Annotated in this window: 14 protein-coding genes and 1 tRNA gene; 5 read left to right on the forward strand and 10 right to left on the reverse strand. The window is 58.6% G+C overall.

Annotation, left to right across the window (positions count from 1 at the left end; all coding sequences use genetic code 11):
• Positions 1-619: 619 nt before the first annotated feature.
• From gpt to FHX05_RS00305, 3 genes are all read right to left on the reverse strand, one after another.
• Entirely contained in the window at positions 620-1117 is a 498-nt protein-coding gene (gene gpt, locus FHX05_RS00295; protein WP_015339639.1) for a xanthine phosphoribosyltransferase, read from the reverse strand.
• 315 nt (positions 1118-1432) lie between these two features.
• Positions 1433-2278, reverse strand: coding sequence for a universal stress protein (locus tag FHX05_RS00300; protein WP_112337439.1), 846 nt, complete (start codon positions 2276-2278; stop codon positions 1433-1435).
• A gap of 235 nt (positions 2279-2513) precedes the next feature.
• Positions 2514-3269 (reverse strand): competence/damage-inducible protein A, encoded by a 756-nt coding sequence (locus FHX05_RS00305; protein ID WP_183870355.1) that lies wholly within the window; start codon positions 3267-3269, stop codon positions 2514-2516.
• A 240-nt stretch (positions 3270-3509) separates the two neighbouring features.
• On the opposite strand from FHX05_RS00305, the gene wrbA reads away from it, so the two are divergent.
• A complete protein-coding gene (gene wrbA, locus FHX05_RS00310; protein WP_112610087.1) occupies positions 3510-4109 on the forward strand; it encodes an NAD(P)H:quinone oxidoreductase type IV in 600 nt (199 codons plus the stop codon).
• Between the two features lie 79 nt (positions 4110-4188).
• Here wrbA and FHX05_RS00315 read toward each other — a convergent pair.
• Both FHX05_RS00315 and FHX05_RS00320 read right to left on the reverse strand, forming a co-directional pair.
• Positions 4189-4274: transfer RNA gene (locus tag FHX05_RS00315), tRNA-Leu, on the reverse strand.
• A gap of 88 nt (positions 4275-4362) precedes the next feature.
• Complete coding sequence (locus FHX05_RS00320) at positions 4363-4704, reverse strand: hypothetical protein (protein ID WP_069611935.1); 342 nt, start codon at positions 4702-4704, stop codon at positions 4363-4365.
• Between the two features lie 354 nt (positions 4705-5058).
• Between FHX05_RS00320 and ilvA the strand changes: the two genes are divergently transcribed.
• Both ilvA and FHX05_RS00330 read left to right on the forward strand, forming a co-directional pair.
• A complete protein-coding gene (gene ilvA, locus FHX05_RS00325) occupies positions 5059-6309 on the forward strand; it encodes a threonine ammonia-lyase IlvA (protein ID WP_183870356.1) in 1251 nt (416 codons plus the stop codon).
• A gap of 37 nt (positions 6310-6346) precedes the next feature.
• Positions 6347-6685, forward strand: coding sequence for an HlyU family transcriptional regulator (locus FHX05_RS00330; protein WP_015339645.1), 339 nt, complete (start codon positions 6347-6349; stop codon positions 6683-6685).
• A gap of 23 nt (positions 6686-6708) precedes the next feature.
• On the opposite strand, the gene FHX05_RS00335 is transcribed toward FHX05_RS00330, so the two are convergent.
• Positions 6709-7173: a hypothetical protein gene (locus FHX05_RS00335; RefSeq protein WP_183870357.1), complete on the reverse strand. Its 465-nt coding sequence runs from the start codon at positions 7171-7173 to the stop codon at positions 6709-6711.
• A gap of 217 nt (positions 7174-7390) precedes the next feature.
• Complete coding sequence (locus FHX05_RS00340) at positions 7391-8167, reverse strand: SDR family oxidoreductase (RefSeq protein WP_112610093.1); 777 nt, start codon at positions 8165-8167, stop codon at positions 7391-7393.
• Between the two features lie 105 nt (positions 8168-8272).
• Here FHX05_RS00340 and FHX05_RS00345 point away from each other — a divergent pair, with 105 nt between their 5' ends.
• Entirely contained in the window at positions 8273-8854 is a 582-nt protein-coding gene (locus FHX05_RS00345) for a TetR/AcrR family transcriptional regulator (RefSeq protein WP_112412147.1), read from the forward strand.
• A gap of 54 nt (positions 8855-8908) precedes the next feature.
• On the opposite strand, the gene FHX05_RS00350 is transcribed toward FHX05_RS00345, so the two are convergent.
• Positions 8909-9523: an FMN-dependent NADH-azoreductase gene (locus FHX05_RS00350; protein WP_112610095.1), complete on the reverse strand. Its 615-nt coding sequence runs from the start codon at positions 9521-9523 to the stop codon at positions 8909-8911.
• Between the two features lie 136 nt (positions 9524-9659).
• On the opposite strand from FHX05_RS00350, the gene FHX05_RS00355 reads away from it, so the two are divergent.
• The gene (locus tag FHX05_RS00355; RefSeq protein WP_183870358.1) at positions 9660-10628 is read left to right on the forward strand and encodes a LysR family transcriptional regulator; all 969 of its coding nucleotides are present in this window, start codon (positions 9660-9662) and stop codon (positions 10626-10628) included.
• 264 nt (positions 10629-10892) lie between these two features.
• Here the strand turns inward: FHX05_RS00355 and FHX05_RS00360 are convergent, their stop codons facing one another.
• Positions 10893-12881, reverse strand: a complete 1989-nt coding sequence (locus FHX05_RS00360; protein WP_183870359.1) for a bifunctional 2',3'-cyclic-nucleotide 2'-phosphodiesterase/3'-nucleotidase — start codon at positions 12879-12881, stop codon at positions 10893-10895.
• Positions 12882-13019: 138 nt separating this feature from the next.
• On the reverse strand, positions 13020-13379 hold the full coding sequence (locus tag FHX05_RS00365) for a PilZ domain-containing protein (RefSeq protein WP_112337591.1): 360 nt from the start codon (positions 13377-13379) through the stop codon (positions 13020-13022).
• Between the last annotated feature and the right edge of the window lie 121 nt (positions 13380-13500).

Consider the following 13500-nt stretch of genomic DNA (forward strand, 5'->3'; position numbering starts at 1 on the left):
GTGGCTGCAAACACTAAATATAGTATTAACAGCTTGTTGCCGCCAGTCCCCGCATATATTTTTTCGGCAGCCTCGATACCGGCACAAAAACCCTCACGGCGGGCCACCTGCATAGGTGAAACGCCTTGAATCCAAATCCGATTTCGAATTGAGAACCAGTCCTCGTAACCCCGCCTGGTCCAGTCGCCGCCGCAACGTCGTCCATTAACTTTGAAAGACCCGATTCCGTCAAGGGGTGGTTTGTAATGGATTGCTAACCACAATATCTTGTGGGCTTGCCTGTGGAAACTGGGGAAATGCCAGTAGAGCAAGAGATTCAAGAACTTGAGGGGGGATGCTCGCCCTTCGTGCGACCGTTGGCGCAACAACTATTATCACCGCGGGTGTCGAAAGCGACAAAATTGTGACCGTGACTTGGATGCCATTGGCAGCACGGCAAAATCATGCCGTAGAGCATCATGATTCGCGTGGAAACCCTTGAATCCCACACATTCCCATCAAAGCGACGTCCACTAAATCTAGTGGGCGCCACAGCGCCCACCTCTATTACCGTTATTCGAATCATATTTCGGCATCGCGATCAGATCGGGCCTGATTCGCGCTGCCGGCAGCGGGCAGCTCAGCCGCGATGACCCTTGGCGATCGGCTCCTGATAGGTGAAGCCCATGTCCCAGGGGAAGTAGATCCAGGTATCCTGGCTGACCTCTGTGATGAAGGTGTCGATCGTGGGAACGCCGGTCGGCTTGGCGTAGACGCAGGCGAAATGCGCCTTCGGCAGCAGGGCGCGAACTTCGAGGGCCGTTTTGCCGGTATCGGTGAGATCGTCGATGACGAGGACGCCTTCCCCGCCGTTGACCGACAGCTCTGGTGCGATGCCTTTGAGCAGGTTCATTTCGCCCTGGCTGGAGTAGTCGTGATAGGAGGCGACACAGACCGTCTCGATCAGCCGGATATTGAGCTCGCGAGAGATGATGGCGGCCGGCACGAGGCCACCGCGGGTGATGCAGACGATTGCCTTGAATTCACGGTTGAGGCCGGCAAGCCGCCAGGCAAGGGCGCGCGCATCGCGATGGAACTGATCCCAGGATACGGGAAAGGCTTTATCGGGCAGGGACATGGCAGAAAGCTCCGGGGCATGGAATAATTACGCACCGGCAGCGCCGGCGACCCTGAGCAGACCCCGCGCTGGGCGCGGACCAAGAACCAAATCCGGAACGCGATTCGCTTGCTATCTGCTTGAACAGGATCTCATCCGGGAAAAGCCTGGGCTTTTCGGGATCATGCCCCTTAGACCGCGCGAACGGTTCCCTGGCGGGAATTCTGTCATCGGTCGCTGCTTTCTGCTGGATTTGCTGGCAAAAGGCAATAGCTGCAGGGGGCGCAACCGGTGCACATTCACACCGGTTGCCATAGGAATTGAGTTTTCAGCCGTTCAGCGGGCGAGCAGCGTCATCGCCGTCATCGATTGCAGCAGGGTGCGCGTCGTGCCGCCGAAGATCATCTGCCACAACCAGGAATGCGTATAGGCGCCCATGACAAGAAGGTCGATGCTATCGTCGGCCAGCCGGTTTTCGATGACCTGCGACGGCGTCGACTTGCCGGTGCAGGCTGCCGTCTCGAACTTGGCGCGCACGCCATGGCGCGTCAGCGCCGCGGCTATCCGCACACCGGTTTCCTTGGACGGATGCGGGTCCTTTTCCGATGTGCTGACGGAAAGGATCTCGACCGAATCCGCAGCCTTGAGGAAAGGCAGCGCATCAAAGGTGGCGCGGGCCACTTCCTTGGAGCCGTTCCAGGCGATCAGCACGCGGCGGACGGGCTTCGGCTCCTTGAGAATGTAGGGAATCAACAGGACCGGCCGACCGCTGTCGAACAGGAAGGTTTCGACATCGACCTGAGTATCGGCATATTTCGACGGGTCGGGCTGCACGGCCACCAGAAGATCGGCGCTGCGCGCACTTTCGATCAGCGGTTCGGTGCCGTAGCCGACCGAGCTGGCAAAACTGTGCCATTCATAGTCGAGACCGGCGGCCTCCATCTTCGAGCGGAACACCCGTTCGATTTCAACCGCCTGATTATGGGCGACGTCCTGAAGCGCCTGGACCGCGACAGGGTCCGGAATCTCCATCGGCGCCACCAGCGGCACGGTCGAGACGATTTCCGCATGAAGCCCGACGACATGGGCGCCGTGCTCCTTTGCGAGCGCCGCGGAAAATGCGGCAGCGATGCGCGTGTTATCGGGATTGTCGAGAACGGTCACTATCGTTTTGTAGGACATGAAGAGATCTCCCATGCGGAAGGGTTGGATCGGATCATGATATCAGCATTCCGCTACAAGATAATGCTCTGAATGGTCTCAGGGTTCCCCGGAAGTACACGTCCTCGTTGAGAGTCAGGCTTCAGCCGACTGATTTTCGATACAGCGCCGCGCGTCATATATGACGCGCAAAGGTCGCTGTAATACTTTAAGTCTGCTGCATAATTTATCCTTAAATCGCTTTCGATTTAAGGAATTATGCAGTCGCTTTCGACTGCCCGATGGCCTCGATCATCGCGCGCACTTCGGCTGCGACGCTTTCAACCAGTTCGGCGGAACGCCCGCGCACGACGATCTCCGTCGAAAAGAATTGGCCGACATAGCGCGGATAGGAACCGATGCTGGTATCCGGATGCGCCTTCTGAATGAGACCGAGCGGTGTGCCGATCTCGCCCTCGCCGTAGGGGCAGGAAATCGCTGTTGATAGCACCTTTGCGCCGGTCTTCAGCGTCGGGATGACATTGTCGAGCATCGCCTGGAAGACCTGCGGCACGCCGGCCATGACATAGACATTGCCGATGTTGAAGCCGGGAGCGGTCGAGACCGGATTGGCAATATGCTTTGATCCCACCGGCATGCGGGCCATGCGCTGGCGAGCCTCGGTGAACTCCATCTCGCGCCGGGCATACATTTCACCCATGATCCGCATGGCTTCGGCGTCATGCTCGCAGGGCACGCCGAAGGCCTTGGCGATGGCATCGGCGGTGATGTCGTCATGTGTCGGGCCGATGCCGCCTGACGTGAAGACGTAATCATATTGGCCGCGCAGGGCGTTCAGCGCCGAAACGATTGCGTCCTCGTCATCGGCGACGATGCGGACTTCCTTGAGGTCGATGCCGGCCAGCAGCAGCACGTCGGCGAGATGGCCGATATTCTTGTCCTTGGTCCGGCCGGAGAGCAATTCGTCGCCGATGGCGAGCATGGCGGCTGTGACAATGGTTTCGTTCGACATGAAGATATCCAGGACAATGCGCAGTCGGCGCGTTCAAAAAGGTCCGAGATAGGTAGCGCTGTTTGCAGCGAATGCAAACGCTCCTTTTGCCGGGCCGCTGGTCATCACAAGATGTTGCAAGTGAATTTCCGTCTATACAGGATGAACACTGCGTTCTGAGCGTGGGGGCTGCGCCCCTGTCGCATCGCTGATACAACATTCCCCGACATTCAACGCGTCCAACAAACGGGAGACGTACTCATGGCTAAGGTTCTGGTTCTCTATTATTCCGCTTACGGTCACATCGAGAAGATGGCCTATGCCGTCGCAGAAGGCGCAAAGTCGGCCGGTGCCGAAGTCACCGTCAAGCGCGTGCCGGAACTCGTTCCGGAAGAGGTCGCCAAGGCCTCCTACTTCAAGCTCGATCAGGAAGCCCCGATCGCAACCCCGGACGAACTGACAGACTATGACGCCATCATCGTCGGCGCCGGCACCCGCTTCGGCACGGTCGCCTCGCAGATGCGAAATTTCTGGGATCAAACCGGCGGCCTGTGGTTCGGCGGCAAGCTCGTCGGCAAGGTCGGCTCGGTCTTCACCTCGTCAGCAACGCAGCACGGTGGCCAGGAGTCCACCATCCTCGGCTTCATCCCGACGCTCCTCCACCACGGCATGGCCGTCGTCGGGCTTCCTTATGCCTTCCAGGGCCAGATGGGCACGGAAGAAGTCAAGGGCGGCTCGCCCTACGGCGCCTCCACCATCACCAACGGTGACGGCTCGCGCCAACCTTCCGAAATCGAACTGGAAGCCGCAAAGTATCAGGGCGCGCACGTCGCCAAGATTGCTGCCAAGCTCACTGCCTAAATTCGAAAGCTTTGCAAATGTTGATGAGGCGCGGCGAAAGCTGCGCCTTTTTCGTTTGGACTTTGATAAAGTTTGATCTTGGTGCGGACGACGGGGGTCGAACCCGTACAGCCAAAGGCCGAGGGATTTTAAGTCCCTTGCGTCTACCAGTTTCGCCACGTCCGCGTGCCTTTCCCCATCAAGCACTTGAGCGATTCAGTCAAGGATTGTTTTGCAGGAAGGGGCCGATCGGCGTGAGCCTGACATGCTCGGCTTAGCGACCCTTGAGAACGCTGACAAGCGCCGGTGTCACCTTCTTCTGTTGGAACATGGCCTTAAAATCAGCATAGCTGATCTTTCCCGATACCACACCATTCATCAACCGCTGACAAAAGAGCCGCTTTGCGTCGCTTCTTTGAGATTTGACGTAGAAAGCGATTTCATCCAGCGTTTCCGGTGGCAGGCGCTGCGACATGCACTTGTCGATGACCTGCGCTCGTGCCGTCGGGCTTTCCTTCATAATGGGGATGTTCTTCTCGAAGCTTTTTTCCTGCGAGGCGCAGGAAGCAAGCACCGCAAGAGTGAAAGCGATTATAGCTGGGCGCATAAGGCGCATGACGATGTTCTCCCCTCGAATGAAACTGGGATAAGCATCCTTCACGCGATTCTCAATCCCGGGCGCAAGTATAAGTTAGTGCCTAGGGATAGGCGAAGCCCGCCGGAGCCGACGGATCGGTTTTAGGGCGGGCCTCTAACCATCATCATGATGGCTGTGTCATATTGGACGCGGGGGGAGCTTGGCTGTCAACTCGCAGATTTAGGAGTTTCCGCAGTCAGGGGCATAAATAGTTAATGACTCGTCAGCGCGGCGAATACCGCTATCGCAGGTCCGAAAGCGCGATAAACAGGCTTTCTTTGCTCGTCTTTCCTGTGCCATAGCGGATGCGGATTGAAGAAGGACGGATAGACCGTGGACCAACAGACTGTTCTCGAAGCTATAGAGGCCATGCGTGGCCTCTTTCCTGCAACGCCGCTGCAACTGAACGAGCATCTTTCTGCCCGCTATGGCGCCGATATCTGGCTGAAGCGCGAAGATCTCACGCCGGTCCGGTCCTACAAGATCCGCGGCGCCTTCAATTTCTTCCGCAAGGTGATTGCCGAGGGCGGTACGGGAAAGACATTCGTCTGCGCATCCGCCGGCAATCACGCTCAGGGCTTTGCCTTCGTCTGCCGCCATTTCGGCGTGCCTGGTGTGGTCTATATGCCTGTGACGACCCCGCAACAGAAAATCGACAAGACCCGCATCTTCGGCGGCGAGTTCATCACCATCAAGCTCTTCGGCGATTTCTTCGATCAGTGCTATCAGGCGGCGCGCGAATACGTCGAAAAGATCGATGGCGTCATGGTACCGCCTTTCGATCACGCTGATATCATCGAAGGGCAGGCGACGGTCGCTGCCGAGATCGCCGAGCAGCTGCCTGATGGCGTTATCCCCGACCACGTTCTGCTTCCCGTCGGCGGTGGAGGCCTTGCAGCCGGGATCACCGGTTACTTTGCCGATACGCTTCCCCGTGACGCCTTCACCTTCGCCGAGCCTGCCGGCGCGCCGAGCCTGCGGCGCAGTATCGAGGCGGGGCATGTGGTCACACTGGCGAAGGTCGATAATTTCGTCGATGGCGCTGCCGTCGGTCGCATCGGCGAACTGAACTTTGCTGCGCTGAAGGGTTTTGCGGCCGAGCAGGTCAAGCTCATCGAGGAAAACGCCATCTGCGTCACCATCACCGATATGTTGAATGTCGAGGGCGTGGTGCTGGAGCCGGCCGGTGCGCTGGCGATCACGGCGCTGGAAAAGCTCGATCGCGAGAGCATCCGCGGCAAGACCATCATCGCCGTGGTCTCCGGTGGCAATTTCGACTTCGAGCGCCTGCCTGACGTCAAGGAGCGCGCCATGCGCTATGCAGGCTTGAAGAAATACTTCATCCTCCGGCTCGCGCAGCGTCCCGGCGCTCTTCGCGATTTCCTCAACATGCTCGGGCCGGAAGACGATATCGCCCGCTTCGAATATCTGAAGAAGAGCGCCCGTAATTTCGGCTCCATCCTGATCGGCATCGAGACGAAGAATCCCGATAATTTCAAACAGCTTATCGCGAACTTTGAAAGTTCCGGCATGGGCTACGAGGACATCACCGAAAACGAGATCCTGGCAAACCTGATCATTTGACTTTGCGGGCCCGCAACCTTCATGCTAAAGGCGATCCATGGCTTCGTTCTTTTCAAATATCCTTTCGATTTTCACCGGTGGCGCATCGCAGGCGGGCACTGAAAAGTCCGGCGGCTCGACAGTCAGCGTCGAACCCCAGGTGCATGCCGGCTGCACGATCTATGCGACGCCGCAGCGCGAGGGCAATCAGTTCCGCCTTATGGGCCGGATTGAGAAGGATGTGAACGGCGAGATCCTGGTGCGCAATTTTATCCGCGCCGATGTTTTTACCTCCTCGGATGATGCTGTGGAATCGACCTTCCGCAAGGGCCAACAGATCATCGATCAAAACGGTGCCGGGCTCTTCGGCGATGGCGAAAAGGTTCGCCAAGTTTAATTATTGGCCGACGTAGAGCCGCATCAGTACAATCCGTGCGGTAGCCAGCTTTCCAGATAGGCTTCCATCGGCCTTCCCGACATGACCGTCGAAACCCAGGCGCGACGCTCGAAATCAATAGCAACCAGCTCATACGCGCACGCCATGAGATCACTCTTGGTGAATGAAAAGCTTGGTTGTCCGGAATAGTCCGATTGAGCAGCGAATTGCATGCAAACGCACTCGTTTACCCACCATTGCGTCAATAAGGTTTTTGCGCTGCTACCGTGATGAAGGACAGCGAAGCCAGCGGAATAATGGGGCGTCACTTCCATGCGGCTGAGATTGGCTTCGACGAAAGAGCGTGCCGCAGTGATCAATTCCGGCTGCAGGAATTGATCTTTCTCCGAGGCGTGCGCAGAAATGCCGTAAGCCTTGATACGCCCGCCGGATATATGCCAAGTGCTTAAGCCTCGGAAATGCCGCGGCGTATACAACGGAATCAGCATCTTTTTTCTCTTTATACGGGTTATACGGGCCGTCGCCGCCCAGCTGGCTGGCATTTTCGTGCGAAGAACGGCGCTAAAAAGAGGCTTGTCCGCTCGGGATCACAGCATTGCAAAAGTCGTCCATTGCGGCAATCGGTTTTGGCGCAAGGCCGCCTCTGCATCTGCTTTGGCGGCCCGTAACACTCAATGGCAATTAGTGGCTGATAGTTCGCAGGGCTTAAGCCGTGCGGAATATCTTTGCGCCAGCGGGGGCATTAACGGCGCCGCCGTCGACCGTGATTTCGATCGCCGTGACATTGGCGGAATCATCGGAGGCGAAATAGAGCGCGGCCTTGGCGATTTCATCGGCTTCGCTCATGCGGCCGAGCGCACTCAGGCCGCCAAAGCGCGCCTGCAGCGCATCCAGTGCCTCCGGCGTGGCTGCGCGCGGCTCCCAGATCGGTGTCTTGGTAGCGCCTGGCGTCACCTGGTTGACGCGGATGCCGCGCGGCGCAAGCTCGGAAGCGAGATTGCGGGTCATGGCGCGAACGGCGCCCTTCGTGCCGGCATAGGCCGAAGCGCCGGGAATGCCGAGAACGGCATGCACGGAGCCGTTCAGGATCACCGAGCCGCCATCGTTCAGATATGGCAGGGCGGCCTGCACGGTGAAGAAGACGCCGGTGAAATTGACGCGGACGATGGTTTCGAACTGCTCGAGCGTCGTTTTGCCGAGCGGCGTATCCCCGGCAATGCCGGCATTGGCAAAGACCACATCGAACTTTCCAAGCTTCTCCGCAGCCTCGGCAAAGGCCCTCTCCATCGCCGGGATATCGGTCGTGTCAGCCTGCAATGCCAGCACGCCGCCGCCGAGTTGCTCGGCTGCTGCGGCCAGTGTCTTGGCGTTGCGGCCTGTTATGGCGACCTTGGCGCCTTCGGCGAGGAAGAGGCGGGCGGTGGCAAGGCCAATACCGCTGTTTCCGCCGGTGATGACGGCAACCTTGTTCTTGAGACGCATGTTCGTAGCTCCTGTTGGCTTTTGTCACGATCTGGATTATGATCGTTCTCTATAAGGATTATGATCGTAATCCATTTTGTCAAGCCGGGCATGAAAGGATTTTCGATGGGCCGCTCACAATTGGAAAAGCAGAAGACGCACGAACGCATCGTGACGCTTGCCGCCAGGCGCCTGCGCGAGGAGGGATTGGAAGGGATTGGCGTCGCCGACCTCATGAAGGAGGCGGGGCTTACCGTCGGCGGCTTCTACAAGCACTTCGCCTCTCGCGATGAATTGGTCGCAGAAGCCGTCGAATCGGCGATCGGGTCATGGCGGCGGCGGCAGGAGGAAAAGGGGATCGTCCCCGAGACCATCTCGCTCAACGATTATGTCGATACCTATCTCAGCGAAGGTCATCGCGATCATTGCGGCGAGGGCTGCGCCTATGCGGCGCTGACGGCGGATTTGGCGCGTAGCAGCGATACGGTCCGCGCCGTTGCGACGGAAGGCCTGCGACGGAATTTCAATTCCATGACGGCGCGCATGCCGGAGCCGGAAACTGCCGAAGCAAGGCGAAAGGCGATCATCGCGTCGTGCCTGATGACCGGGGCGCTCGGCCTCGCGCGCGTGGCGGATGACGAGGCTCTTTCGGCCGAAATTCTGGAGACCGTGAAGCAGTTCGTAAAGGCGCTGCCGCAAGCAAAATAGCAAAGCGGCCGGTTTTAACCCCGGCCGCCTGTGATCATCTGAATAAGTAATTGATTAAGCGGCGAGAGCCAGCTCGGAAGCGCGAGCCTGGGCAGCGCCGATGGCCTTTTCAGCAGCTTCCGGACCGAAGGCCACGCCTTCGATGTAGACGGTCTCGACATCGGTGATGCCGATGAAGGCGAGAACCGACTTCAGGTAGGGAACGGCGTGGTTCAGCGGGGCAGCCGGGCCTTCGGAGTAGACGCCGCCGGAGGCGAGCACGATGTAGGCCTTCTTGCCGGTGGCAAGGCCCTTCGGGCCGGTTTCCGTATAGGTAAAGGTGCGGCCGGCGCGGGCGATGTTATCGATCCAGGTCTTCAGCGAGGAATAGATGTTGAAGTTGATGAGGCCGGTGCCGATGACCAGCGTGTCGGCTGCGAGCAGCTCGTCGACCAGCGCGTCGGAAACCTTGACCAGTTCCTGCTGCTCGGGCGTGCGGGCGTCTGCCGGCGTGCGGATGGCGTCGGTGAACGGGCCGTCGATATGGGGCAGGTTGTCAGAAGCGAGGTCGCGCTTGACGAGCGTCTTGCCCGGGTTGTTGGACTTGATCTTCTCGGCCAGCTCGGTGGCGATCTTGGTGGAGAGCGAGTCCGGACGCGGGCTGGAGGTCAGAAGCAGAATGGAGGACATATCCGTTTTCCTTTTCAATAAGTTGCTAAATCGGCTGGGAGAGTCCGATCACGTTCGCCCCCATAAATAAGTCGTCAGTGCTATCGAGAAAAACTGTGATAATATGGATTGGAATTATCGATAGAATGGATGGCAGATGCTCCCCAATCCCACCCTTGACCAATTGCAGGTCTTTCTGACCGTCGCCGAGTCAGGCAGTTTCTCCGCCGCCTCGCGCGCGCTTAACCGCGCGCAGTCGGTCATCAGCTACACGATCGCCAATCTGGAGGCTCAGCTCGAAATGCCGCTGTTCGAGCGCTCGGGATCGCGCCAGCCGAAGCTGACGGATGCGGGCAGGGTGATGCTTGAGGATGCGCGCCGCATTCTTTCCGATCTGCAAGTGATGCGCGCCAGGGTGAAGGGTTTGAAGACCGGGCTCGAGGCGGAGGTGGCCGTCGCCATCAGCGTCATGGTGCCGGTTCATGCGACCGTCGACGTGCTGCGCGAATTCCGTGATCGTTTTCCTTACGTCTCCCTGCGGCTCGATACCGGCGAACTCGGCTCAATGCTGGAGCTTGTCACAAGCGGCAAGTCGACGATCGGTATCGGCGGCTCGGTTGTGAAACAGGATGATGCTTTGGTGATCGAGCGCATCGGACATTCCTTCATGATGCCGGTTGCTGCCCCGACGCATCCACTCGCTTTGCTGGGACGGCCGTTGACGCTTGCCGATGTACGCGAAGAAGTGCAATTGGTCGTCACCGACGCGTCAAACCTCACCAATGGCAAGGATTTCAACGTCCTGTCCTACAAGATCTGGCATCTGAGCGACATCGCCACCAAGCATCAGTTGATCCGGGGTGGTCTTGGCTGGGGCGGTCTGCCGGCCTCGTTCATCATGGAGGATCTGCAGAAGGGCAGGCTGGTGCCTTTGGCTCTCGATGTCTACGATCAGAGCGAATACCCGCTCTATGCCGTCCGCAAGGTCGACAATCCTCCGGGACCTGCTGCCGCATGGATGATCGAGGCTTTCCGCTCGCGCCTGGCGCGGTGCCCGAATCAGGAGGACTTCAAGTCCGCCGTCGAGATGTTCCATCCAGGTGACAAGCGTCTGGCAGCCGAGTGAAAAAGTCCTCTCCTGGTTACCGTAGGCACGTGCTTCTAAGGCTTTTGGTGTCGTGAATTCCTTCTCCCCAACGGGGAGAAGGTGGCCCGAAGGGTCGGATGAGGGGGGCTGATGGCCTCGAATCCATGGCTTTCGTATCCTTGACAGCCCTCTCATCCGCCTGTCGGCACCTTCTCCCCGTTGGGGAGAAGGTGTGGAGCAGCAACGACCTCATTTCATGCGTAACTAGCCTCTTTTTCCCGAAGAAGCAGCAGTCGTCAATGATTACAGCACCAGCCTGTAGTTGCGGAAGCCGTCGGCACCTTCGCCGGCATCTTCGATCTTCACGCTCTTGACCTGCTCAAGGAAATCCTTGGCCTTCGGCGAACTCTGGAACCGGACGGTCGTGTCCTCCAGCGGCTTGAAGGTCCAGTTGCCGTCGGCGGTCGGGTTGATCGTGCCCTGCTCGTGGACATAGCGCACGATGACGTCGCGGTTCGTGTCCGGCGCCTGATAGACGACCTTGTCCGCCGCGATTTCCGGGAAGTTGCCGCCGCCGCCGGCGCGGTAGTTGTTGGTGACGACCAGGAACTTCTGCGCGGGGTCGATCGGCTTGCCGTTGAACTGCAGGTTCTGGATGCGGTTTGCATCAGCATTCAGAACCTTGCCGTCATCGCCGAAGCGGCGTGGCTGCGAAAGGTCGATCTGGTAGGTGACGCCGTCGATGACATCGAAGTTGTAGGATGGGAAGCTGCTGTTGATCAGATCCGCATCCTTGGCGCCGGGCTGCACCTGGTTGAACATCGCAGCCGACATTTCCAGCCAGTTCTTGACCTGCGCGCCGTTGATGACGACGGCCTGCACGGTGTTCGGGTAGAGGTAGAGATCGGCGACGTTCTTGATGGCGATATTGCCGGCGGGAACGTCGGTATAATAGTCGGCGCCGTTGCGACCGCCGCATTTGAAGGGGGCAGCCGCCGAAAGAACCGGCAGGTCCTTGTACTGCGTCTCCTTCAATATGTTCTTGATGTACCAGATCTGCGCCTGGCTGACGATCTGGACAGAGGGATCGTCGGCGACCAGCGCGAAGTAGGAATAGAGCGGTGCGGAGGTCTTGCCGACAGGTGTGCGGACATAGGTCAGCGTCGCCTCATGCTCGGCCTTGGCTGCTTCCACGACTTCCTTCTTGTCTGCGACATCGGCGACAACCTTCTTCTTGTCGTCGCGGTGGTAGATCGGGCGTGCCTCGGAAGTGAAGTCGACGATCTTCCAGCTCTTGCCGTCCTTTTCGAGCAGCAGGTCGATGAGGCCGAGATGCGAGCCCCAGAAGCCGGCCATGACGGCGGGCTTGCCATGGAGCGTTCCCTTGACCGGATCGGCATCCTTGATGCCGTCCCACGTCTTAGGGCCGGGGAAGACGAGATGCTGATGGCCGGTGAAGACGGCATCGATGCCATCGACCGCCGCGACATAGAGCGAGGCGTTTTCCATCTTCTCGCTCGGGCCGCTGCCGTCGATGCCGGAATGCGAGAGAGCGATGACGATATCGGCGCCTTCGGCCTTCATGACCGGAACCCAGGCCGTGGCGGCTTCGACGATATCGCGCGTCTGCGCCTTACCTTCGAGGTTCTTGATGTCCCAGAGCATGATCTGTGGCGGCACGAAGCCGATGAAGCCGATCTTGATCGGGCTTTCATTGCCTGCGCCGTCCTTGATCTTCTTTTCGAGGATCAGATAGGGTTTGAAGAACAGGTCGTCCTTCGTGGGGTCGGAAGCGAGCTGGCCCTTGGTCAGGTTGGCGCAGACGAACGGGAAGTTTGCACCCGCCAGCACCTTGAACATGAAGTCGAGGCCATAGTTGAATTCGTGGTTGCCGAGCGTGCCCACGGAATAGCCGAGCGTGTTCATCGCCTTGATGACCGGATGGACGTCACCGTCCTTCATGCCGTGCTGATAGGCCATGTAATCGCCCATCGGATTGCCCTGGAGCACGTCGCCATTGTCGATGAGGAGCGAGTTGGTGGCTTCGGCCCGGATATTGTCGATGATCGTCGCCGTGCGCGTCAGGCCCATCGTATCGTTCGGCTTGTCGGCATAATAGTCATAGGGAAATACGTTGACATGAATGTCGGTCGTTTCCATGAGGCGCAGATGCGCCTGGTTGCTCGCCGCGCGGGCCGCGAAAGGATGCAGCACGATCAGCGCCGCCGTGGCACTGAGGCCTTGCAGCAGGGAACGGCGCGACATGCTGGGTAAATCCAGAATGGAAGACATAAGACACTCCTTCAACGATGGGGCTATAAATCCGTCGATCATCTCTCGGGCGAGGGAGATTAGGACGATTTTTGAAGGTGTGCACCAGTAATGTGACAGGCTTATTGTGGATCGTAGCCGGCTCAAGCCGACATGCCATCAACGTTTGAGAACAGGCTTCATGTCCTTGTGGAAAAAGCGGAAATAGGACGCGACCTTAGCCGAGGCATTGGACGAGCGGTCGAATTCGATGCCGATGCGGCCGTTGTGAGCCCAGCGCACGAAACCATCCAGCAGGCCGATATCGTCGCATTCGACGCGAACCTTGCTGCCGGCGGCGGCATAAAGCGGCGCCTGCAGGTCGAGCGCAATGCCGCTGGTGGAAATATCGACCACGCGGCCGGTGACAAGCTTGGTGAAATATCGAACCTGGCCCATGAGCCGCGCATGGTGGCGCGACGAGCCGCGTGTCTTGATTTTCAGATTGCCCTGAATGGGAGATTTCGAAGAGAACTGCATGATGTTATCCCGGCTCATCCGCCTTTTCTCGTTTTGGATATCAGATGTGCCTTGCGGGATGTTTAGCATAATCGCTAAAATTGTAGCCGGGCGTCCCGAATCGGTACCGCATCGCGATGGC

It is taken from the genome of Rhizobium sp. BK491, from assembly GCF_014194925.1.
Classification (GTDB): Bacteria; Pseudomonadota; Alphaproteobacteria; order Rhizobiales; family Rhizobiaceae; genus Rhizobium.